The organism is Paracidovorax wautersii (assembly GCF_031453675.1).
Lineage (GTDB): Bacteria > Pseudomonadota > Gammaproteobacteria > Burkholderiales > Burkholderiaceae_C > Paracidovorax.
In genome coordinates this window covers 1,346,405-1,368,877 of the sequence record NZ_JAVIZX010000001.1, presented here as the reverse complement: position 1 = coordinate 1,368,877, position 22,473 = coordinate 1,346,405, and the positions used below count along the sequence as shown (strand labels likewise).

Genomic DNA, 22,473 nt, shown 5'->3' with positions numbered 1-22,473 from the left:
GGGAATCGGTTAGACGCTCAGCGCCCGGTGAACTGCGGCTTGCGCTTGGCGAAGAAGGCCTCGATGCCTTCCGGCAGGTCGGCGCTGAGTGCGCATTCGTGGAAGGCGCGCGCCTCGGCGGCGAGCTGGTCGGGCAAGTCGCGGTCGAAGCTGGTGCGCATCAGCCGGCGCATGTGGCCCAGCGCCACGGTGGGGCCGGCGGCCAGGCGCTCGGCCAACTGCTGCACGGCGCCGTCCAGTTCGGCAGCGGGCAGCACGCGGTTGACCAGGCCCAGGCGCAGCGCGTCGTCGGCGGTGAGGGTGTCGCCCAGCAGCGCGATCTCCAGCGCCTTGCGCAGGCCCACCAGGCGCGGCAATGCCCAGGACGCGCCCAGGTCGCAGCTGGTGCCCAGGTTGATGTAGGCCAGGTTCAGGCGCGTGCCTTCGGCCAGCAGGATGAAGTCGGCCGCCAGCATCAGGCTCATGCCGCCGCCCGCGGCCACGCCGTGCACCTGGGCGATCACCGGCGCGTCGATGGCCGACAGCAGGGTGATGGCCTCGTTCAACGGGCCCAGCAGGTCGGCGGCGCCTTGCGCCGGGTCGGCCTGCAGCGTGGGCAGATCGCCGCCCGCCATGAAGGCCTTGCCCGCGCCGCGCAGCACCACGGCGCGCACGCTGCGGTCGGCCGCGATCTGGCGCGCGGCGTCGCGCAGGGCGGTGGCCATGGGCACGTCGACGGCATTGAGCGCGTCGGGGCGGTGGAACTGCAGCGTGACGATGGCGCCGTGCCGGTCGACCTGCAGCGGGGAGGTGGCTTCCATGGATGCTCCTTTTTCAGGAGCTGCATGCGCTTATTACAAAAGGCGTTGCAATATGAATCTATCGAAAAGCGTTGTAGATAGAGCGCAAGCAGCTATGAATTTTGAGGGCGCGGGGCGGGGCGTGCCGGGGGCGCGCCTTCGTCCGCCGCCAGATCATCCAGGATCGGGCAATCCGGCCGGTCGTCTCCGTGACAGCAGCCCACCAGCGACTGCAGCGTGCGCTGCATGGCCTGCATGGCGGCGATGCGCTGGGCCAGGTCGTCGATGTGCGCCTGGGCGATCTTCTTCACATGGGCGCTGGCGCGGCGCTTGTTCTGCCACAGGCCGAGCAGGGTGGCGATCTCGTCCATGGCAAAGCCCAGGTCGCGCGCGCGGCGGATGAAGCGCAGCGTGTGCACGTCGGCCTCGGTGTACTGCCGGTAGCCGCTGTCGGTGCGCGCCACGGGCGCCAGCAGGCCCAGCGATTCGTAGTGGCGCACCATGCGCGGCGACACACCCGCGCGCTCGGCCGCCGTGCCGATGGGCACGGGGCCGCGTGCGGCCGCAATCGCCGCCGCCGGGGCGGTGCGGGCGCTCATGCGGCGACCGCGTAGCCCTCTTCCGTGATGGCCGCGGCCAGCGGCTCGCGGGCGTGGTCGCTTTCGACCGTCACCTTGCCGGTGGGCAGGTCCACCTGCACCAGCGCTTCGGGATCGACCTGGCGCACGGCGTGCACGACGGCGCGTTCGCAATGGCCGCAGGTCATGCCCTGGACTTGGAGGATGTGTTGCATGGGGTGCTCCGTTCTGTGAAAGGGTTGAAAGGTCAGCCGTTGCCGATGATGAACCCTGACATGGTGGCAGAGTCAAGCCGTTCGGACTGGTGGAGGGCTGATCTGCCTGCTTGACCTTGCCACGCTGTCAAGGTTTATGGTGCAGGACATGAACACGTCTGCCGCCTCCGTCGTCCCTCCGTCCTCCGGTACCGCCGGTTCCCTCGATCTGGGCATTGCGGGCATGACCTGCGCCAGCTGCTCGGGCCGTGTGGAGCGCGCGCTGCGCAAGGTGCCCGGTGTGCAGGACGCGACGGTGAACCTGGCGACCGAGCGCGCGCATGTGGCCTATGCCGCACCGGCGGGCGAGTCGGCCGCGCAGATGGAAGCCCTCCTGCGCCGGGCGGTACGCAATGCGGGCTACGAGCCGCGCTCGCTGCAGGAGCAGGAAGCGGGCGCGGAGCAGGCGTCGCCCTGGGCGGGCTTTCTGCCGGTGGCGATCGGGCTGGCGCTGTCGGCGCCGCTGGTGCTGCCCATGCTGGGGGATCTGTTCGGCCGGCACTGGATGCTGCCCGCATGGCTGCAGTTCGTGCTGGCGACACCGGTGCAGTTCATTCTGGGCGCGCGCTTCTACCGGGCCGGATGGCACGCCGCGCGGGCGCTGGCGGGCAACATGGATCTGCTGGTGGCCATCGGCACCAGCGCAGGCTACGGGCTGTCGGTCTGGCTGTGGCTCACGGCGCAGCCAGGGCACGCGCCGCACCTGTACTTCGAGGCCTCGGCGGTGGTCATCACCCTGGTGCTGCTGGGCAAGTGGCTGGAGGCGCGCGCCAAGCGCCAGACCACCGCCGCCATCCGCGCGCTGCATGCGCTGCGGCCCGACGTGGCGCACCTGATCGGCCGCGATGGCGAAGTGGATGTGCCCGTGGCCGAGGTGATGGCCGGCGACCGCATCGTGGTGCGGCCCGGCGAGCGCATTCCCGTGGACGGCACGGTGCTGGAAGGGCATACGCAGGTGGACGAATCCATGCTGACCGGCGAGCCCCTGCCGGTGGCGCGCGAACCGGGCGGGGCGCTGACGGGCGGCTCCATCAACGGGGACGGCCGCGTGGTGGTGCAGGTCACGGCCGTGGGCAGCGAGACGGTGCTGGCGCGCATCATCCGGCTGGTGGAGGACGCTCAGTCGGCCAAGGCGCCCATCCAGCGGCTGGTAGACCGTGTCTCGGCCGTCTTCGTGCCGGTGGTGTTGCTGATCGCGCTGTGCACGCTGCTGGGCTGGTGGTGGGCCGGCGCGGGCATGGAGGCTGCGCTGATCCATGCCGTGGCGGTGCTGGTGATCGCCTGCCCCTGCGCGCTGGGCCTGGCCACGCCCGCCGCCATCATGGCCGGCACGGGCGTGGCGGCCCGGCACGGCATTCTCATCAAGGATGCCGAGGCGCTGGAGCGTGCCCACCGCGTGGACACGGTGGCGTTCGACAAGACGGGCACGCTCACCGTGGGCCGCCCGCGCCTGGCGGGGTTTGAGGTGGCGCCGGGCCAGGACGAAGCTGCCGTGCTGGCCGCCGTGGCCGGCGTGCAGAGCGGCAGCGAGCACCCCTTGGCCCGCGCCGTGGTGCAGGCCGCCCAGGAGCGCGCGCTGGAGTCGGCCGCGGCCCAGGACGTGCGCGCGGTACCTGGCCGCGGGACGGAAGGCCGCGTGCAGGGCCACACTTGGCGCGTGGGCAGCCTGCGCTGGATGGACGAACTGGGCCTGCCGCTGGGCGCGCTGGAGGCCCGGGCCCAGGCCCTGCAGGCCGAGGGCGCGACCGTATCGGCCGTGGCCGTGCACACGGAAGCCGGCGAAGCCGTGTGTGCGCTGCTGGCCTTCGGCGACGAGCCCAAGCCGGGGGCGCAAGCAGCTCTGCAGGCGCTGCGCCAGCGCGGCATCCGCACGGTCATGATCTCTGGCGATAACCGGGGCGCGGCGGAGGCCATGGCCCGGCGCCTGGGCCTGGACCCGGCAGCTGGCGAGGTGCTGGCCGAGGTGCTGCCGGGCGACAAGGCCGCCGCCATCGCCGCCCTTCGGTCTGGGGACGACACGGCCATCGGGCAGCGCGCGCCAGACGATGAGCGCCGCCGGGCCGCCCCAAGGCGCGAGGGCCCCCTCGGGGGGCAGCGACCCAGCGCAGCGGCGGAGCGTGGGGGCCCACACACCGTCGCGATGGTGGGTGACGGCGTGAACGACGCGCCTGCGCTGGCGGCGGCGGATGTGGGCATGGCGATGGGCAACGGCACGGATGTGGCCATGCATGCGGCGGGCGTCACACTCATGCGGGGTGATCCGCAGCTGGTGGCCGCCGCGCTGGAGATTTCGCACCGCACCGTGCTTAAGATCCGGCAGAACCTGTTCTGGGCCTTCGCCTACAACGTGGCCGGCATCCCCTTGGCGGCGCTGGGGTATCTGAGCCCCGTGGTGGCGGGTGCCGCCATGGCGCTCAGCTCCGTGAGCGTGATGGCGAACGCTTTGCTATTGAAGCGCTGGCGGATGTGACAAATACCTATGCCGCGGCCGCGTGGGTCTGGCAAACTGCAACGTTTTGTTGCAATACCTGCGCGCGCTGTGGCGCGCCGCGATAAGCGTAAGGATGACGACCATGAATTTGTTTTCGCTCATGCGGCTGTTCACCATCCGGTTCCGGATGATCGGAGCCATCGGTGTAGTGCTGGCGTTGCTGGGGCTGCTGGGCGGTGCGGGCATGCTGGGCATGTTCCGCATCTATTCCATGAGCGAAGACTTCATCGGTCACTCGTATGCCGAAGTGGGCTACCTCGCGCAGCTGCGCGGCGAGATGGGGGCCATCCGCCAGTACGAGAAGGACATGATCATCCAGTACGAAAAGCCCGAAGGCGTGAAGCAGGCGCACACGCAGTGGCTGGCCGCGCTGGACCGTGCCAAGCAGGTGGCCGCGCGCTTCGAGCGCCTGTCGGGCATCTCGGACACGAACTTCGCGCAGGAGATCGTGCGCCGCCTGGACAGCTACCGCGACCAGTTCGCCCATGTGGCGCGCCAGCTGGAGTCCGGCGGCTACGACACGGCCACGATTGCCAACCGCATGAGCGGCAAGGCCGTGGCCGAGTTCGGCGAGGCCGACAAGCTGCTGCTGGCACTGGACACGCGCCTGCGCGCCGAGGTGGACAGCGTCATCAAGAACCAGGAGAGCGCCTCGCAGCAGACCAAGTGGCTGTTCCTGCTGGCCGTGCTGATCACCGTGGTGGTGGTGGTGCCGCTGACCCTGCTGAACATGGTGTCCATCGTGCGCCCGCTGGTGGCTGCTCGGGCCCTGGCCCAGTCCATCGCCAAGGGCGATCTGTCCCAGCGCATGCAGGTGGAGGGCAAGGACGAAGTGGCCGATCTGCAGCGCTCGCTGGTGGAAATGCAGAACAGCCTGAGCGCGCTGGTGTCCCAGGTACGCGATTCGAGCGGCAACATCGCCACGGCCAGCCAGGAGATCGCCACCGGCAACCAGGATCTGTCCGCCCGTACCGAGCAGACCGCCAGCAACGCCCAGGAGGCCGTGGCCTCGCTGGCCCAGCTCACGGCCACGGTGCAGCAGACGGCGTCGTCCTCGCAGGTGGCCAACCAGCTGGTCAGCTCGGCGTCGGGCATCGCCACGCGCGGCGGCAGCGTCGTGCAGCAGGCCGTGTCCAGCATGCATGAGATCTCGGCGTCCAGCCGCAAGATCAGCGACATCATCGGCCTGATCGACTCCATCGCCTTCCAGACCAACATCCTGGCGCTGAACGCGGCGGTGGAAGCGGCCCGAGCGGGCGAGCAGGGCCGGGGCTTTGCGGTGGTGGCCAGCGAAGTGCGCAGCCTGGCGCAGCGCAGCGCCGCTGCGGCCAGCGACATCAAGGGCCTGATCAGCACCAGCGTGTCGGCCGTGGATGGCGGTGTGCGCCACGTGGAAGACGCCGGCAAGGCCATGAAGGAAATCGTAGACAGCGTGCAGCGCGTGTCCGACATCATCGGCGAAATCAATTCGGCAGCCGCCGAGCAGGCCACCGGCATCGGCCAGGTGAACAGCTCCGTGGGCGAGATCGACCGCATGACGCAGCAGAACGCCGCGCTGGTGGAAGAGTCTGCCGCCGCGGCCGAGTCGCTGCGCGAGCAGGCCGCACGCCTGTCGCAGGTGGTGCAGCAGTTCCACCTGGGCGATGCCCACGCGGCAGGGGCTGCCGGGCACCCCGCACCGGCCACGCTGGCCTCCGGCCGCGCTCCGGCGCTGCTGCCGGCCTGAGCGGCGCGGCCGCCGCAGGGCCGCAGGGCGCGAACGCTCTGCCGCGTGGCGGCTTCGCAGAAACACCAAGGGCGCCCCGCAGGGCGCCCTTTTTTTCGCCCTGCCGGCGGGCCGGCAGCCACCGCCGGGGCACCTTGATGCCGGGGTGGTGCCGAAGGGAGCGGCCTCCGGGAGCCGCGGGCTCACGCCGTGGTGGGCTGGCCTGAGGGGGCCCGGTCCTTCGGTCCGAACCACGCCACGTACAGCGCCGGCAGCACCACCAGCGTGAGCAGCGTCGCGGTCACCAGCCCGCCGATGACCACGATGGCCAGGGGCCGCTGCGTCTCCGAGCCGATCTCGTGCGAGAGCGCCATGGGCAGCAGGCCCAGCATGGCGAGCAGGGCGGTCATGAGCACGGTGCGCAGGCGCTGCATGGAGCCCTGGCGCACGGCCTCGACCACGCTCGCACCGCCCGCCTGGAGCTGCTGGAACACCGACAGCATCACCACGCCGTTGAGCACCGCCTGCCCTGACAGCGCGATGAAGCCGATGGCCGCCGACACCGACAGCGGAATGCCGAAGACCCAGAGCGCGACGAAGCCGCCGATGAGCGCCAGGGGCACGTTGATGAGGATCAGCGAGGCCATCTTGAACGACTTGAAGGCGTCGAACAGCAGCACGAAGATCAGCAGCAGCGAGATGGGCACGACCACCGACAGGCGCTTCATGGCGCGTTCCTGGTTCTCGAACTCGCCCGACCAGTTGACCTGGTAGCCCGCCGGCAGCGGCACGTTCGCCTGCACGCGGGTCTGCATGTCCTTCACGACCGAGCCCATGTCGCGGTCCTTGATGAAGATGCCGATGGCCATGGTGCGGCGGCCGGCCTCGCGGGCGATGTTCATGGCGCCGCTGGTCTCGCGGATGCGCGCCACGCTGCCCAGCGTGGTGTAGCCGCCGTCCGGCGTGGCGATGGGCGTGTCGGGCAGGCGGGAGAGCGCGCGGCGGTCTTCCGGCATGCGCACCGCCACGGCGAACTTGCGCTCGCCCTCCCACAGGTTGGTGGTGGTCTTGCCCGCGAGCGCGGCTTCGATCACGTCCTGGATGTCGCCCACGTTCAGGCCGTAGCGCGCGGCGCGGTCACGGTCGATGTCGATCACCAGCTGCGGCAGGTCGCCCAGGCGGTCGATCTCGGCGCGGTACACGCCGGGCACCTGGCGGATCTCGCTTTCGATGGACTGCGTCAGGCGCTTGAGCTGCACCAGGTCGTCGCCGGCCACCTTGATGACGATCTGTCCGTCGATCTGCGAGATTGATTCGAGCACGTTGTCGCGGATGGGCTGGGAGAACGCTGGCTCCATGCCGGGAATGGCCGACACGGCACGGTCCATCTCCTCGATGAGCTGCGCATGCGTGAGGCCGGGGCGCCACTGCTCGGCGGGCTTCACGTCCACGAAGACCTCGGCCATGGAGATGGTCTTGGGATCGGTGCCGTCCTCGGGCTGCCCGGCCTTGGAGACCGTGGTGCGCACCTCGGGCACGGTGCGCAGGGCCTGCCGCACCTGGCGCAGCATGCGCGCCGCCTCGTCGTTGGAGACGCTGGCCGGCAGGCGCACGTTGACCCAGATGGTGCCTTCGTCCAGTTCGGGCAGGAACTCCGAGCCCAGGCGCGAGGCCGCCACCAGCGCCAGCCCGAACACCGCCAGCGCCACCACCACCACCGTGCGGCGGCGGTTCAAGGCCCAGTCCAGCACCGGCGCGTAGGCGCGCTTGGCAAAGCCCACCACCCGGTTGTCCCCGTGCGGCAGCTTTCTGCGCAGCATCCAGTAGGCCAGCAGCGGCACCAGGGTGAGCGAGAAGATCAGCGAGCCGATGAGCGCGGTGGTGACCGACAGCGCCATGGGCTGGAAGATGCGGCCCTCGTGGCGCTGCAGCGCGAAGATGGGGATGTGCGCCGCGATGATGATGAGCATCGAGAACAGCGTGGGCCGGCCCACTTCGCCCGCCGCTTCGATGATGGTGTCGCGCCGGTCGCGGTCGTCCATCTCCTCGCCGCGCTCGGCCAGGCGGTGCATGATGTTCTCGATCACGATCACCGCGCCGTCCACGATGATGCCGAAGTCCATGGCCCCCAGGCTCAGCAGGTTGGCCGGCACGCCCATCACCTTGAGGCCCATGAACGTGGCCAGCAGCGACAGTGGAATCACCACCACCACGGCCAGGCTGGCGCGCAGGTTGGACAGGAACAGGTACAGCACCAGCGACACCAGCAGCGCACCCTCCACGAGGTTGCGGAACACGGTGGTGAGCGTCTTGTCCATCAGCCACGTGCGGTCGTAGAACGGCACGATCTGCACGCCCGGCGGCAGGCCGCGCGCGTTCAGGTCGGCGATCTTGTCCTTGACGTTCTTGAGCACCACGCTCGCGTTCTCGCCCTTGCGCATGACGACGATGCCGGTCACCACGTCGTCGTCGTCGTCCTGCCCCACGGTGCCCAGGCGCGGGACCGCGCCCACCTTCACCTGGGCCACGTCGCGGATCAGCACGGGCGTGCCGCCGTGCGCGGCCACGACGATGCGGCCGATGTCCTCGCTCGACTGCAGCAGGCCGATGCCGCGGATGGCGTACTGCTGTGCGCCCTGCGCCACATAGCTGCCGCCGGCGTTGGCATTGCCGCGGCCCAGCGCATCCAGCAGGTTCTGGAAGGTGAGCTTGTACGCGCGCAGCCTGTCCAGGTCGGGCTGCACCTCGTATTGCTTGATCGAGCCGCCCATGGCCACCACGTCGGCCACGCCGGGCACCTGGCGCAGCGCCCGCTCCACGGTCCAGTCCTCGGTGGTGCGCAGGTCGGTGGTGGAGTGCCCGTCGCCCTTGACGCGGTAGCGCATGATTTCGCCCACCGGCGTCGCGTTGGGGGCGATATCGGCTTCCACGCCCGGCGGCAGGTCCACGCCCCGCAGGCGCTCGCTGACCTGCTGGCGCACCAGGTTGACGTTGGCGTTGTCGTCGTACGTGACCACGGTGAACGACAGGCCGAACTGCGTGTGCGAGAACACGCGGATGGCATTGGGCAGGCCGGACAGCGCCACCTCGATGGGCAGGGTGACCTGCTTCTCCACCTCTTCGGCGGCGCGCCCCGGGTACAGCGCGATGATGGTGACCTGCGTGTCGGTCACGTCGGGAAAGGCCTCCACCGACAGGTTCTTGAAGGCCATGACGCCCGCGAGGGCGAACAGCAGCACGCCCAGCACGATGAACAGCGGCTGGTGCACCGCGAAGTGGATGAGGCGCTTCATGGGGCCTCTTTCTTCGGGGCGGCGGTGTCCTCGGCCATGGCCTGGAACTGGCGGGCCAGCAGCAGCACGTTCTGGCTCACCACGGCCTCGCCGGGCTGCAGGCCGGAGGCGACGACGACCTCGCCCGGCCCTTCATGGGCCAGGTCGACCTTGCGCGGCTCGAACACCCCGGCCTCGCGGCGCACGTAGACCACGTGCTGCGTGCCGTCGAGCACCACGGACGGTGCGGGCACCACCACGCCGCCGGCGCGGCTTTCCTGCACGCGTGCGGTGGCGAGCATCTCGGCCTTCAGGCGCCGGTCCGTGTTGGGCACCACGCCGCGCACCTTGATCGTCCGCGTGCCGGGGTCGATGGCATCGGCCGTGGCCGTCACCTTGCCGGTGAAGGTCGTGCCGGGATAGGCCGGCACCTGCAGCGTGACGGCATCGCCCGGCCGCAGGGACGCCAGATCGCTCTCGCGCGCGTCGATCTGCACCCACAGCGAGGTCGGGTCGGTCACCACGAACAGCGCCGGGCCGTTCTGGTCGGGGCGCACCTCCTGGCCGGGGTTGAGGTTGCGCTCCACCACCACGCCGGCGATGCCGGTGGTGAGGGCGAGCTGCTGGTTCACGCCGCTGGCGCTGCCATACAGGCGGGTGCGCGCCGCTGCGCGGGCCACCTCGGCCTGGGCGCCGGCGGCCTCGGCCTCGGCCTGCTCCAGGTCCTTGCGGGCGATGATGCCGGCCTCGAACAGTTCTCGCTGGCGCTTGAGTGCCTGCTGCGCCAGCGACTGGCCCGCCTGGGCCTTGGCCGTGTCGGCCTGGGCCACGCCGAAGTCCGGCGAGGCCAGCAGCGCCAGCGGGGCCCCGGCCTTGACCGACTGGCCCAGGTCGGCCTGCATGGCGGTCACGCGGCCGGCGAAGGCCGGGTAGATGCGCTGCGTGCGCTCCTCGTTCCACACCAGCCGCGCGGGCAGCTCCACGACCACGTCCTTGGCGGCGCGGGCCTCCACCGTGCCCAGCAGGGCGAGCTGCGGGTGGCCGGCGGGAAAGCGCAGCTGGCCCGACTGGACCACCGGCGGCGCGGGCTCGGGCGGAGAGGCCGCATCGGCCGCGGATTTGCCGCAGCCGGGCAGGAGCAGGGCGCAGGCCGAGCCCAGCGCGGCCAGGACCAGCAGGCCGCGGGCGGACGGGCGCCGGGCGGGACGGGAGAGGAGGGGAGCCATCATGGTGGGAGGTCCGGGAAGGGAAGCAGGGAAAGCGGGGGGATGCGACGGGTAGGGGCGGGGCAGCGACGGCGGGGTCAGGGCGCGCCGGCCAGCACCTGGGGCCGTGTGCGCAGCAGCCAGGCCCCGCGCGCCTTGGCGTAGTCGGCGCGGGCGGCCAGCGCATCGAGCAGCGTGGCGCGCAGGGTGCGCTGGGCATCCAGCAGGTCGGTGAGCGCGAGAGCGCCCTTGCGGTAGGCCAGCTCGGCGCTGTCGGCCACCTGGCGCGCGCGGGGCAGCACGCCCTGGTCGTAGTCGGCGGCGCGGCGGGCGGCGCTCTCCTGCGTCTGGTGTAGGCGCTGCAGGTCCAGCAGGGCCAGGCGGCGCGTGTTGTCCAGCGCGTCCTGCGCCTTGGCGTAGTCGGCCTGGGCGCGGCCGATCTCGCCCTGGTACTGGTAGCCCCACTGCAGCGGCACCTGCACGCGCAACTCGACCTGGCGGGTGGAGGTGCCCGGGAAGTGGTCCACGGAGGCACCCACCGTCCAGTCGGATCGGCGCAGCGCGTTGGCGCCGTCCAGCGCGGCCTGCGCTGCCTGCGCGCGGGCCAGGGCGGCGCGCACGTCGGCACGGGTTTCGGCCCAGGCGGCCAGGTCGGCATCGGTGGCGGGCGGGTCCCCGGCCAGGGCGGGCCACGGCGTGTCCACGGCTTCCAGGCGGCTGCCCGTGCTGCCGGTGACCTGTGCCAGCGCCAGGGCCGCGTCGTCGCGCGCCTGCTCGGCCGCGCGCGTGTCGGCGCGGGCGCGGTCGGCCTCGATGCGGGTGCGGGCCGCGTCCTGCGCGGACAGATCGCCGGCCTTCACGCGGCGGTCGGCCAGGCCGGCCACGTCGCCCAGGCTGCGCTCGATGGCCGCCACCTCGCGCAGCCGGTCCTGCGCGGCCAGCAGGTCGTAATAGGCGGACAGGGCGGCCTGCGCCTGCTGCACCTGCACGCCCTCCACGTCGGCCTGGGCGGCGTCCGCCGCGCGCTCGGCCGCCTGGGTGCGCAGCGCGCGCTTGCCGCCGCGCTCCCAGGTCCAGTCGATGCCCACCGACTTGTCGATGCGCTTGCGCGTGAACACGTTGCCCGGGCCGGGGCCGTGCTGCAGATCGATGGAGCTGGCCTTGGTGGTCAGCGAGGGCAGCGGGGCGTGGTTGGCGCCCAGCACATCGGCGCGCGCGCCGGCCAGTTCCTGGCGGGCCTGGTTGACGTCGCTGTTGTCGCGGGCGGCGGCCAGCGCCTGGGCAAGGGTCCAGCCGGTGCCCGTGGATGCTGCGGCATTGGCGGCGGGCGTCGGCAGCGCATTCTGGGCATGGGCGGGCACGGCCGTGAGCCATGCGGCGCCGCAGGCCAGCAGGCTGGCGGCAGCGGCGGCCCGCAGCGCGGCAGGGCGGCGGAGCGAAGGAGAAGGGGTCGTGGAGCGCATGGCAGCCTTTATCGGCGGGCGAACCTGACCACGGCCTGACCAAGCCGACGCGCGCGCCCCGCCCCCGGAGCGCCCGAAGCACCCGGAGCGCGACACAATGCGGGGTATGCACCCTGGGGCCCGCCTGCCGGCGGTGCCGTGCGTTTCTATTCCTTCCTGCCTTTCTCCTATGCGCATCCTCCTGGTCGAAGACGACGCCGTGCTGCGCGGCGTGATGCAGCGCAGCCTGGCCGACGCCGGTCATCGCGTGGACGCCGCCAGCACCGTGGCCGATGCCGACCATTTCTGGAAAGTGCAGCCCTTCGATGCCGTGCTGCTGGATCTGAACCTGCCGCTGGACGGGCGCCCGCTCAGCCAGCAGGGCAGCGGCCTGTCGGCCCTGCGTGCTGCGCGGGCGCGGGGCGACCGCACGCCCGTGCTGGTGCTCACGGCGCGCGATCGCAAGGAAGAGCGCATCGCCGGGCTGGACGCCGGCGCCGACGATTACCTGGGCAAGCCGTTCGATCTGGACGAGGTGGAAGCCCGACTGCGCGCCCTGGTGCGCCGCAGCCAGAGCGCCGACGACCGCACCCGCACCGGCACCTTGGAGCTGGACCGCCGCGCCCGCCGCTTCACGCTGCAGGGCCAGCCCTTCGAGCTGCCGGCGCGCGAGTTCGAGGTGCTGTGGGAGCTGATGACGCCGCCGTGCCGCGTCGTGAGCAAGCGCACCTTGTCGGAGAAGCTCTCGGACTTCGACGACACGCTGGGCGACAACGCGCTGGAGGCCTTCATCTCGCGCCTGCGCAGGAAGTTGCAGGGCAGCGGCGCGGGCATCCGGACGATGCGCGGGCTGGGTTACATGCTGGAGGCCGACCCCGGGGGCGCCGTTGCCGGCCTGCCGGAGTCCGCTCCGTGAGCGCACCGCAGCCCGCGGTCGCGCCGCCCGTCCTGCCGTCCCTGCGCTCACGTCTGCTGCGCCACGTGCTGGTGCCGCTGGCGCTGACCTGGTTCGCGGGCGCTGCCATTTCGGTGCTGGTGGCCAACGGCTTCACGCAGCGGGCCTTCGACCGGTCGCTGCTCGACGACGCCTATGCCGTGGCGGCCAACGTGCGGCTCAACGAAGGCGCTCTGGATCTGGCCCTCACCTCGCGCGAACTCAAGTCGGTGCTCTTCGACCAGGTGGAGACGGTCTATTTCGCGGTGCTGCTGCCCGACGGCACGCAGCTGTCGGGCAACGCGAGCCTGCCCGTGCCGCCGCCGCGCGGCGACGACGCCTACCGGTTCTCGGACATCAGCTACCGCGGCCGGGCCCTGCGCGCCGTGCGCGTGCGCGTGAACGAGCCGCAGGCCTTCGAGGTCATCACGGCACAGACGGTGCACGCGCGCAGTGCCATGCTGCGCGGCGTGCTGCTGTATTCAGCGGTCTCCCAGGTGCTGCTGCTGGGGTTGCTGGCGTTCTGGATGCGCCGGGCCATCCAGGCCGAGTTGCAGCCGCTGGCGGACTTCCAGGCGGCCTTGGCGGACCGCGATGCACGGGACCTGGAGCCGGTGGCGGTGGCGTCGTCCACGCGCGATCTGCAGCACCTGGGCGGGGCGGTGAACGGCCTGCTGGAGCGCGTGGCCCAGGGCGTGCGGGCGCAGCGCGAATTTGCCGGCAACGTGGCGCACGAGCTGCGCACGCCGCTGGCCGGCATCCGCGCCCTGGCGGCCTATGGCCTGGCTCAGAAGGACCCGGCCGTGTGGCGCGAGCAGCTCGCCGGCGTGGCCGACAGCGAGGCCCGCACCAGCCACCTGGTGGACCAGCTGCTGGCCTTGGCCCTGGCGGACGAGGTGCGCGGCGCCATGCCGCGCCAGCCCCTGGCCTTGAACGAACTGGTGCGCGATGCCGTGCTGCCCTTTCTGCCGCGTGCCGATGCCGCTGGCGTGGACCTGGGCGCCCGCGGGCTGGAGCAGCCGGTGCGGGTGGCGGGGCAGGCGGTGCTCATCGAGGGGGTGGTGAACAACCTGATCGACAACGCACTGCGCTATGGCCGCCCGGAGGACGACGGCGTCGTGCCGCGCATCACGGTGGAGATCGTGCGCGAGGGCCCTGAGGGGCCGGACGGGGCCCGCGTGGTGCTGACCGTGCTGGACAACGGCCCGGGCATCGACCCGGACCTGCGCGCGGAGCTGCTGCAGCGCTGGGCGCAGGGCCGCGAAGGCGAGCGCCTGGGGCAGGGCGCCGGCCTGGGGCTGGCCATCGTGGCGCGCTACGCCGATCTGCTGGGTGCGCGACTGGTGCTGGGCACCGGGCCGGACGGACAGGGGCTGCGCGTGGGGCTGGTGTTCGCGCCGGTCTAGGCCGCGCGGACGTTGGCTACGCCCCTTGCCGGGCGACACCGCGCTTCACGCGCTTCAAGCGCCGGCGGCGGTGGTCAGCCCGCTGCGGAGGAGCTGTCTCCGAACACCGGCCGGAAGAAGCTCCGTTCGTAGCTCAGGATGCAGCGCGTCTCTTCCGCGTAGCGGAACGCGGCCAGGCATTCGGCATCCTGCAGCGATTGCTGGCGGTAGGTTTCATAGGCCGCCAGGGACGGGAAGGTGAACATCGCCAGCGCGATGTTGTTGGCGCCCTCCGAGGGCAGGAAGTAGCCGTGGTGGCGTCCGCCGAACCTCTCGACCAGCGGGATCCACAACCGGCCGTAGTGCTCGAACTCGGCCAGCTTGTAGGGATCGATGATGTAGCGCAGGGTGCAGGTGATCATGGTGTGATGCTACTACTTTGGTAGCTGCTTGCGCTGATGGAATAAGCGCGGAAGGGCAAAAACACTCTGAGTCCTGAGCAACCCCGCCGCCGCCGTCACCCCACGGCCCGGCCCGGCCGGCCACGGCGGGACGCCGCGGCCGGGCCATCCGTGCTCCGTTCAGGAGAGCGTCGGGTAGTCGGTGTAGCCTTTCTCGCCGCCGCCGTAGAACGTGCTCTGGTCCCACGGGTTCAGCGGTGCGTCCTTGCGCAGGCGCTCCACCAGGTCGGGGTTGGAGATGAAGGCCTTGCCGAAGGCGACGATGTCGGCATCGCCGGTGGCCACGGCCTGGGCGGCGAGGGCGCCGTCGTACGCGTTGTTCACCATCCAGGCGCCCGTGCCGCCAGCGGCGCGGTAGGCGGCCTTGAGCGCGGCGTAGTCGAAGGGACGGCCTTCCACTTCGCGGGGGCCGCCGGTCGCGCCTTCGATGACGTGGATGTAGGCCAGGCCCAGCGGTGCGAGCTGGCGCACCACGTAGTCGAAGAGCGGCTGGGGATCGGCGTCCACGATGTCATTGGCAGGCGTGACGGGCGACAGGCGGATGCCGACCTTGCCGCCGCCGATGGCGTCCACCGCGGCGCGCGTGGCCTCCAGCAGCAGGCGGGCGCGGTTCTCGATGCTGCCGCCGTAGTCGTCCGTGCGCTGGTTGGCGCCGGTCTTCAGGAACTGGTCGAGGAGGTAGCCGTTGGCGCCGTGGATCTCCACGCCGTCGAAGCCGGCCGTCTCCACCGCGTTGCGCGCGGCTGCGGCGTAGTCGTGCACGATGCCGGGCAGCTCGGAGGCGTCCAGCGCGCGGGGCTCGGAGGTGGGCGCGAAGTGGCCCTTGCCGGTGGCCTTGTCGATCAGGTAGGTCTTGGACTTGGCCGTGATGGCCGAGGGCGCGACGGGCTTGCCGCCGTCCGGCTGCAGATCCACGTGCGAGATGCGGCCCACGTGCCACAGCTGGGTGACGATCTTGCCGCCGCGCTCATGCACGGCCGCCGTCACCTTCTTCCAGCCGTCCAGCTGCTCCGTGCCGTACAGGCCCGGCACGTCGGCATAGCCCTGGCCCTGGTGGCTGATGGCGGTGGCCTCGGTGATGAGCAGGCCGGCCGTGGCGCGCTGGGCGTAGTAGGTGGCCGTAATGTCCTTGGGGATGGCGTTGGGCGAGCGGTTGCGCGTCAGCGGTGCCATCGCGATACGGTTGGCCAGTTGCAGATCGCCGGCCTGGATCGGATCGAAAAGAGTGCTCATCGGTAAATCCTTTGTTCGTGTTGGATGCAGATCGAGAGGTGCCGCTTGCAGTACAGCAGCTGGAGGAACGTTACCCGGAAACCTCTTTTGCTGCAGTGCACCAACCAGCGGTGGGCTCTTGCGTTTTGTGCTAGCCGGGCGGCCGTTGTTTCACGTGGAACGTTTTGCCGTAGCCGGGAAAGCAAAAGGCCCGCACTCCGGTAAGCGGACGCGGGCCTGGCAGGCAAGCTGGCGAAGCCCTTACTTCAGCAGGCCTTCGGCCTTGAGTGCCGTCTGTACGGCAGGGCGGGCGCCCACGCGGGCCAGATAGGCCTGAAGGTGCTGGAACGTGGACAGATCCACCCCCACGGACTTGCTCCAGTTGCAGACGGTGAACAGATAGCCGTCGGCGACCGAGAAGTGCTCGCCCATCAGCCACTCCTTGCCGTCGAGCTGGCTGTCCACCCATTGCAGGCGGGACTGTAGTTGCTGGCGGGCGATGCCCTTGTAGTCTTCGGGCGTGGTGGGCCTGAACAGGGGGGCGAAGCCCTTGTGCAGTTCGGTGCCGATGAAGGTCAGCCACTCCTGAAGACGATAGCGGGCCAGCGTGCCGTTGGCGGGGGCCAGGTTCTTGTGCGGGGCCAGGTCGGCGATGTACTGGACGATGGCCGGGCCTTCGCGCAGGCGGGTGCCGTCGTCGAGCTCCAGCAGGGGCACGTAGCCCAGCGGGTTGATGGTGTAGTAGTCCGTGCCGTCCTGCAGCTTGTGGCTCTTGGTGCTGGCCAGCACAGGGGTGAACGCCAGGCCGGCCTCGTGCAGCGCGATGTGGGGAGACAGCGAGCAGGCGCCGGGGCTGTAGTAAAGCTTCATGGGAAACCCGAGAGGATTGGACAGTCCACCATGCTAGCGCGAAGCGCGTGGCCGTGCTCGGTGCCCTCTGTAGGGCGGCGCCGCAGATTCCTGGCGGAACCGGGGAGGGCCCGTACGCCTCAGGCGGGCTGCAGAGGCCCCAGGTCCAGATCGGGCAGCAGCTCTTGCAGCAACTCGACGGCAGGCAGTCCGCGCAGCCCGCGCAGGCGGTCCAAGGGTTCCAGGTCGGGGGCCAGGGCGTAGGCCATGGACCACTGGGCGAAACGCCGCGCTCCCCACATCGGGCCGTGGTGCTGGAGGCTGAAGTCGGTATGCCGTGGATCGCGTTCGATGCGTCGGGCCAGGTCGGCGATGTGCGGCGTGGGCCCTTCGATGTACTGGCAGAACCGTTGGCCGTCGAACACGAGCACGCCGGTGACTTCTCGCTCTGCATTCACGCGGCGGGCGGTCCGGATGATGTCGGCGACACAGGTCGGCGCGGCGTCGGGACTGAGCACGCTGCAATAGATGAACTGGGATAGATCGGTCGGAAGCGTCATGGGCAGAGACAGGGGAGCAACCATGGTGACAGCTTTCTGCGCCCGTTAGGCCGAAGACCCACACCGCAACCCCGGTACTGGGCCGCCGGGTGTCTCCGCCGGGGCCCGCGCCTGCTATCAAAACAGGATTGAGGTCTGGCGTGTAGAGGGCGACCTGGCCGTTTCCAGCCCCATCCAGTGACCGTTGCAAGTCGCTTCCGCGCCGACCTCAGGCTATTGCAACCGTCTGCAACCGGTCGGCTGCCCACAGGACCTGGTCCACGACCGCCTTGACCCGGTCACGGTGCGCTTCCTGCACCAGGCCTCCTTGCGCGTCGAATGCGCTGCCCGCTTGGCCTAAGGCGAACGCCCGGGGCGCCGGCCAGCACTCCAGATTGACCAGCAGTGGCGCCAGATGGCTCTGTGACCGCAGACCGCCCAGGCCGCCATTGGACGCACTGAGCATGCCCACCACCTTGCCGGCGAAGGGTCGCGCGCCATCGCTCCAGACAGGGTGGCCCGCTACGGGGCTGGAGGCCCAGTCGATGGTGTTCTTGAGCAGGGCGGTGTAGCTGCCGTTGTACTCCGGCGAGCAGATGATCCAGGCGGGGTGCGCATCCAGCACTTCCTTGAGCCGCAGCACGTCGGGCGGCGTGCCGGCTGCTTCCAGGTCGGCGTTGTACATGGGGATGTCGTAGTCCGACAGTTCCAGCAGCGTCACCTGGGCACCGGCGGCACGCGCGATCTCCGCGGTGGCGTGGGCCAGGCGGCGGTTGAAGGACTGGGCGCGGGTGCTGCCCGCGAAGACGAGGAGTTTTGGCATGGTGGCACCATTGAAGCACAGCCCGGATGCATGAATCCTGCATGGCAGGGACCGCGCAAGCCCCGCTGTTCCACGTGAAACAACATGGAGGAAACCGTGCTCCAGCCAGGGCGCTCCGGACAGCCACAGACAGGATCGCCCCAAAGTGGGAAAATCGCGGGTTCCCCATTGCTGCCCTGCAGTCCTTCCAGCCTTGCCTGGCGGGCGCTAGCGCTGCCATGGGGCCGGCGGATGGCAGGGCAGGGGCCCGGGCATGGTTCGCCGGGACTTGTCATTACGGGCCGCGCAGGCCCCGGAGCACTCCATGTTGTACCCCCAGGAATTCGATGTCATCGTCGTAGGCGGCGGCCATGCCGGCACTGAAGCCGCGTTGGCGGCTGCCCGCATGGGCAGCAAGACGCTGCTGCTCACCCACAACATCGAAACGCTGGGCCAGATGAGCTGTAATCCCAGCATTGGCGGGATCGGCAAGGGACATCTGGTGAAGGAGGTGGATGCGCTGGGCGGCGCCATGGCCCTGGCCACGGACGAGGGCGGCATCCAGTTCCGCATCCTCAACAGCTCCAAGGGCCCAGCCGTGCGGGCCACGCGCGCCCAGGCCGACCGCATCCTGTACAAGGCCGCCATCCGCCGGATGCTGGAGAACCAGCCCAATCTGTGGCTGTTCCAGCAGGCGGTGGACGACCTCATGGTGGAGGGCGACCGGGTGGTGGGTGCCGTCACGCAGGTCGGCATCCGCTTCCGGTCCCGCACCGTGGTGCTGACCGCGGGCACCTTCCTGGACGGCAAGATCCATGTGGGCTTGAACAACTACGCTGCCGGCCGGGCAGGGGACCCGCCCGCCGTGTCGCTGAGTGCGCGCCTGAAAGAACTGCAGCTGCCCCAAGGCCGCCTCAAGACCGGCACGCCCCCCCGCATCGACGGCCGCAGTATCGACTTCAGCCAGTGTGAAGAGCAGCCGGGCGACGGCATGCCCGGCGGCGTGAACGAGGGCGCGGTGCCCGTGTTCAGCTTCATGGGCCGTGCCTCCATGCACCCGCAGCAGATGCCGTGCTGGATCACCCACACCAACGAGCGCACGCACGAGATCATCCGGTCGGGCTTCGACCGCAGCCCCATGTTCACCGGCAAGATCGAGGGCGTGGGCCCGCGCTACTGCCCGAGCGTGGAAGACAAGATCAACCGCTTTGCCGACAAGGACAGCCACCAGATCTTCCTGGAGCCGGAAGGGCTGACCACGCACGAGTTCTACCCCAACGGCATCAGCACCAGCCTGCCGTTCGACGTGCAGTACGACCTGGTGCGTAGCATGAAGGGCATGGAAAACGCGCACATCCTGCGCCCGGGCTACGCCATCGAGTACGACTATTTCGACCCGCGCTCCCTCAAGAGCAGCTTCGAGACGCGCCAGATCCAGGGTCTGTTCTTTGCCGGGCAGATCAACGGCACGACGGGCTATGAAGAGGCAGCGGCACAGGGCCTGTTTGCCGGCATCAACGCGGCTCTGCAATGCCGGGGCGACGGGCCTTGGCTGCCCGGCCGTGACGAGGCCTACCTGGGCGTGCTGGTGGATGATCTCATCACCAAGGGTGTGACCGAGCCCTACCGCATGTTCACCAGCCGCGCCGAGTTCCGCCTGCAGCTGCGCGAAGACAATGCCGACATGCGCCTGACCGAGACTGGTCGCCGCATGGGGTTGGTGGATGACGCCCGCTGGGAGGCCTTCAGCCGCAAGCGCGATGCTGTTTCACGTGAAACCGAACGGCTCAAGAGCACCTGGGTGAACCCGCGCATCCTGCCGGCCGACGAATCCACCCGGGTGCTGGGCAAGGCGATCGAGCATGAGTACAACCTGTTCGAGCTGCTGCGCCGCCCGGACGTGTCGTACACCGCGCTGATGGGTCTGGATGGCGGCAAGTACGCCAGTGCCGATGTTTCGCGTGAAACGCTGGGCGAACTGGCCGAGCCAGTCATCGAGCAGCTGGACATTGCCGCCAAGTATTCCGGCTACATCAACCGCCAGAAGGACGAGATCCAGCGCGCCGCCCATTTCGAGAACCTGCGCCTGCCAGCCGAGCTGGACTACCTTCAGGTGGCGGCGCTGTCGATCGAGGTGCGGCAAAAGCTGCAGAAGCACCGGCCCGAGACGCTGGGCCAGGCCTCGCGCATTTCCGGCGTGACGCCGGCGGCCATCTCTCTGCTGCTGGTGCATTTGAAGAAGGGCGGGTTCAAGGGCTTTGGCGCGGGCGCCCAACCCGCTGCCGCCGATGCGGAAGCCACCGCATGAGCGCCGTCAGCCTGCTGGACGCCCCGCTGCGCCAGGGCGTGGAAGCCCTGGGCCTGGATGTGTCCGAGGCGCAGATGCGCCAGTTGCTCGACTTTCTGGCCCTGCTGCAGAAGTGGAACAAGGTCTACAACCTGACGGCCGTGCGTGACCCGCAGGAGATGCTGACCCACCACCTGCTGGACAGCCTGGCCGCCGTGCTCCCGCTGCGCCGCCATCTGGCGGAGCGCCGTGCCCAGGGGCCAGGGCAGGGCGCCAACGGGGCGCGTCTGTTGGACGTGGGCTCTGGCGGTGGCTTGCCGGGCGTGGTCTTTGCGATCTGCTGCCCGGAGTTAGATGTGAGCTGCGTGGACACGGTGGCCAAGAAGGCCGCGTTCATCCAGCAGGCGGCTGCGGCACTGCGGCTGCCCAACCTGCACGGGATCCATGCCCGCGTGGAAAGCCTGCAGCAGGCCTTCGACGTAGTGAGCTGCCGCGCCTTTGCCTCGTTGCCGGACTTCACCACTTGGTCGGGCCAGGCGGTGGGCGATGGCGCGGTCTGGCTGGCCATGAAGGGCAAGCACCCTGTGGACGAGATCGCCGCGTTGCCGTCCTCCGTCGAGGTGTTTCACGTGGAACAGCTCGCCGTGCCGGGGTTGGATGCAGAGCGCTGCATTGTCTGGATGCGCCCGCGCCGCCCCGCCTGACGCCGCAAACCGCCGCGCGCTGCAACCCGACACAGGGCGCGCCGCGCCGGTCGCTTAAACTCACCGTCCATTCCGGGAGTCACGAACATGTTGGGCGTAGCTGATTACGGCGCTTTCGTCGCCGCCATAGTGCTGTTTCTGGCCATTCCTGGCCCGGGCAATCTGGCACTCATCACCTCGACCGGCAAGGGCGGACTGAAAGGCGGCATGGCCGCCACCCTGGGCGTGATCGCGGGTGACCAGGTGCTGTTGTGGCTGGCCGTGGCCGGCGTGGCAACCTTGCTCGCCACGTACCCGGCGGCCTTCCATGCCGTGCAGTGGCTGGGTGCGGCCTACCTGGCATGGATGGGGTTCAAGATGGTGACGGCCCGTCCGGGCGACGCGCCCGTGCTGCAGATCAGGCCGCGCCAGTATTTCCGGCAGGCCGCCCTCATCACCCTGCTCAATCCCAAGGCCATCATCTTCTACATGGCCTTCTTCCCATTGTTCGTGGACCCGGCCCAGCACCGGGGCCTGGTCACCTTCGGCCTCATGGCGGCGACGATCGCGGCGCTTACCTTTCTGTATGGCGTGGTCGTGGTGCTGCTCACCCACCACCTGGCAGCCCGCATGCGGGCGCAGCCCCTCATTGCGCGCGTGCTGGAAAAGCTCGCCGGCACCTTCCTCATCGGCTTTGGCATCAAGCTGGCCATCTCCAAGTAACCGAAGTAGCTCGCAGCCATGGCCCATATTTTCTGCATCGCCAACCAGAAGGGCGGCGTCGGCAAGACGACCACCTCCGTCAACCTCGCCGCCGGGCTGGCAAGCATCGGCCAGCGCGTGCTGATGGTGGACCTGGACCCGCAGGGCAATGCGACCATGGGCTCTGGCGTGGACAAGCGCGCGCTGGACATGACGGTGTACGACGTGCTGCTGGAGTCCGCCTCGATCAAGGAGGCCGCCGTGCTGGCCGACAAGTGCGGCTACCACGTGCTGGGCGCCAACCGCGAGCTGGCCGGTGCCGAGGTCGAGCTGGTGACGCTGGAGCACCGCGAGCGGCGCCTGAAGGCGGCCCTGGCCGAGGTAGATGCCGACTACGACTTCGTGCTGATCGACTGCCCGCCCAGCTTGAGCATGCTCACGCTCAACGGCCTGTGCAGCGCGCACGGCGTTATCGTGCCCATGCAGTGCGAGTACTTCGCGCTGGAGGGCCTGACCGATCTGGTCAACACCATCAAGCAGGTGCATGCCAACCTCAACCGCGAGCTGCAGATCATCGGCCTGCTGCGCGTGATGTTCGACCCGCGCATCACGCTGCAGAGCCAGGTGAGCGAGCAGCTCAAGGACCACTTCGGCGACAAGGTGTTCGACACCGTGATCCCGCGCAACGTGCGGCTGGCCGAGGCGCCCAGCTACGGCCTGCCCGGCGTGGTGTTCGACCCCAACGCCAAGGGCAGCCAGGCCTTCGTCCAGTTCGCGCGCGAGATGGTCGTGCGCGTGCAGACCATGTGAGGCTTGCGGCCTTTTTCAGATCAAATCGGGCTGCAGCGCTTGCTGGATAAGCGCATGCAGCTATCAAATAAGTAGCATTACCG

The 22,473-nt window shown here is 69.9% G+C and carries 19 protein-coding genes; 8 read left to right on the top strand and 11 right to left on the bottom strand.

All coding sequences use genetic code 11. The features are described 5' to 3' along the window. Window positions 1-17 precede the first annotated feature (17 nt). From QE399_RS06340 to QE399_RS06330, 3 genes are all read right to left on the bottom strand, one after another. A complete protein-coding gene (locus QE399_RS06340) occupies window positions 18-800 on the bottom strand; it encodes an enoyl-CoA hydratase/isomerase family protein (protein WP_309827167.1) in 783 nt (260 codons plus the stop codon). 92 nt (window positions 801-892) lie between these two features. After that, a complete protein-coding gene (cueR, locus tag QE399_RS06335) occupies window positions 893-1,378 on the bottom strand; it encodes a Cu(I)-responsive transcriptional regulator (protein WP_309827165.1) in 486 nt (161 codons plus the stop codon). Continuing rightward, window positions 1,375-1,572 (bottom strand): heavy-metal-associated domain-containing protein, encoded by a 198-nt coding sequence (locus QE399_RS06330; RefSeq protein WP_309827164.1) that lies wholly within the window; start codon window positions 1,570-1,572, stop codon window positions 1,375-1,377. Before QE399_RS06330 ends, cueR begins: the two co-directional genes overlap by 4 nt. 148 nt (window positions 1,573-1,720) lie before the next feature. On the opposite strand from QE399_RS06330, the gene QE399_RS06325 reads away from it, so the two are divergent. Beyond that, window positions 1,721-4,081: a heavy metal translocating P-type ATPase gene (locus tag QE399_RS06325; RefSeq protein WP_309827162.1), complete on the top strand. Its 2,361-nt coding sequence runs from the start codon at window positions 1,721-1,723 to the stop codon at window positions 4,079-4,081. A gap of 103 nt (window positions 4,082-4,184) precedes the next feature. Beyond that, window positions 4,185-5,828, top strand: a complete 1,644-nt coding sequence (locus tag QE399_RS06320; protein WP_309827160.1) for a methyl-accepting chemotaxis protein — start codon at window positions 4,185-4,187, stop codon at window positions 5,826-5,828. Window positions 5,829-6,010: 182 nt separating this feature from the next. Here QE399_RS06320 and QE399_RS06315 read toward each other — a convergent pair whose 3' ends face one another. The 3 genes from QE399_RS06315 to QE399_RS06305 form a co-directional block, all read right to left on the bottom strand. Next, the gene (locus tag QE399_RS06315; RefSeq protein WP_309827158.1) at window positions 6,011-9,100 is read right to left on the bottom strand and encodes an efflux RND transporter permease subunit; all 3,090 of its coding nucleotides are present in this window, start codon (window positions 9,098-9,100) and stop codon (window positions 6,011-6,013) included. Next, window positions 9,097-10,308, bottom strand: a complete 1,212-nt coding sequence (locus tag QE399_RS06310) for an efflux RND transporter periplasmic adaptor subunit (protein WP_309827156.1) — start codon at window positions 10,306-10,308, stop codon at window positions 9,097-9,099. The genes QE399_RS06315 and QE399_RS06310 overlap by 4 nt, the downstream gene beginning before the upstream one ends. Window positions 10,309-10,382: 74 nt before the next feature. Next, the gene (locus QE399_RS06305) at window positions 10,383-11,747 is read right to left on the bottom strand and encodes a TolC family protein (RefSeq protein ID WP_309827154.1); all 1,365 of its coding nucleotides are present in this window, start codon (window positions 11,745-11,747) and stop codon (window positions 10,383-10,385) included. 169 nt (window positions 11,748-11,916) lie between these two features. Between QE399_RS06305 and QE399_RS06300 the strand changes: the two genes are divergently transcribed. Together QE399_RS06300 and QE399_RS06295 are read left to right on the top strand one after the other, a co-directional pair. Beyond that, window positions 11,917-12,642, top strand: a complete 726-nt coding sequence (locus QE399_RS06300) for a response regulator transcription factor (protein ID WP_309827152.1) — start codon at window positions 11,917-11,919, stop codon at window positions 12,640-12,642. Further along, the gene (locus tag QE399_RS06295; RefSeq protein WP_309827150.1) at window positions 12,639-14,066 is read left to right on the top strand and encodes a sensor histidine kinase; all 1,428 of its coding nucleotides are present in this window, start codon (window positions 12,639-12,641) and stop codon (window positions 14,064-14,066) included. Before QE399_RS06300 ends, QE399_RS06295 begins: the two co-directional genes overlap by 4 nt. Before the next feature lie 74 nt (window positions 14,067-14,140). On the opposite strand, the gene QE399_RS06290 is transcribed toward QE399_RS06295, so the two are convergent. The 5 genes from QE399_RS06290 to QE399_RS06270 form a co-directional block, all read right to left on the bottom strand. Then, window positions 14,141-14,467 (bottom strand): NIPSNAP family protein, encoded by a 327-nt coding sequence (locus QE399_RS06290; protein ID WP_309827148.1) that lies wholly within the window; start codon window positions 14,465-14,467, stop codon window positions 14,141-14,143. Window positions 14,468-14,626: 159 nt separating this feature from the next. Beyond that, a complete protein-coding gene (locus tag QE399_RS06285; protein ID WP_309827147.1) occupies window positions 14,627-15,739 on the bottom strand; it encodes an alkene reductase in 1,113 nt (370 codons plus the stop codon). A gap of 240 nt (window positions 15,740-15,979) precedes the next feature. Beyond that, a complete protein-coding gene (gstA, locus tag QE399_RS06280; RefSeq protein ID WP_309827145.1) occupies window positions 15,980-16,588 on the bottom strand; it encodes a glutathione transferase GstA in 609 nt (202 codons plus the stop codon). Window positions 16,589-16,707: 119 nt separating this feature from the next. Continuing rightward, on the bottom strand, window positions 16,708-17,127 hold the full coding sequence (locus tag QE399_RS06275) for a BLUF domain-containing protein (protein ID WP_309827143.1): 420 nt from the start codon (window positions 17,125-17,127) through the stop codon (window positions 16,708-16,710). A gap of 208 nt (window positions 17,128-17,335) precedes the next feature. Further along, a complete protein-coding gene (locus QE399_RS06270; RefSeq protein ID WP_309827141.1) occupies window positions 17,336-17,929 on the bottom strand; it encodes an NADPH-dependent FMN reductase in 594 nt (197 codons plus the stop codon). Window positions 17,930-18,233: 304 nt separating this feature from the next. On the opposite strand from QE399_RS06270, the gene mnmG reads away from it, so the two are divergent. From mnmG to QE399_RS06250, 4 genes are all read left to right on the top strand, one after another. Then, entirely contained in the window at window positions 18,234-20,216 is a 1,983-nt protein-coding gene (gene mnmG, locus QE399_RS06265) for a tRNA uridine-5-carboxymethylaminomethyl(34) synthesis enzyme MnmG (protein WP_309827139.1), read from the top strand. Further along, the gene (gene rsmG / locus QE399_RS06260) at window positions 20,213-20,899 is read left to right on the top strand and encodes a 16S rRNA (guanine(527)-N(7))-methyltransferase RsmG (protein ID WP_309827138.1); all 687 of its coding nucleotides are present in this window, start codon (window positions 20,213-20,215) and stop codon (window positions 20,897-20,899) included. The genes mnmG and rsmG overlap by 4 nt, the downstream gene beginning before the upstream one ends. Window positions 20,900-20,986: 87 nt before the next feature. Continuing rightward, window positions 20,987-21,601, top strand: coding sequence for a LysE family transporter (locus QE399_RS06255; RefSeq protein ID WP_309827137.1), 615 nt, complete (start codon window positions 20,987-20,989; stop codon window positions 21,599-21,601). 18 nt (window positions 21,602-21,619) lie between these two features. Next, a complete protein-coding gene (locus QE399_RS06250; RefSeq protein WP_309827136.1) occupies window positions 21,620-22,390 on the top strand; it encodes a ParA family protein in 771 nt (256 codons plus the stop codon). Window positions 22,391-22,473: the final 83 nt, after the last annotated feature.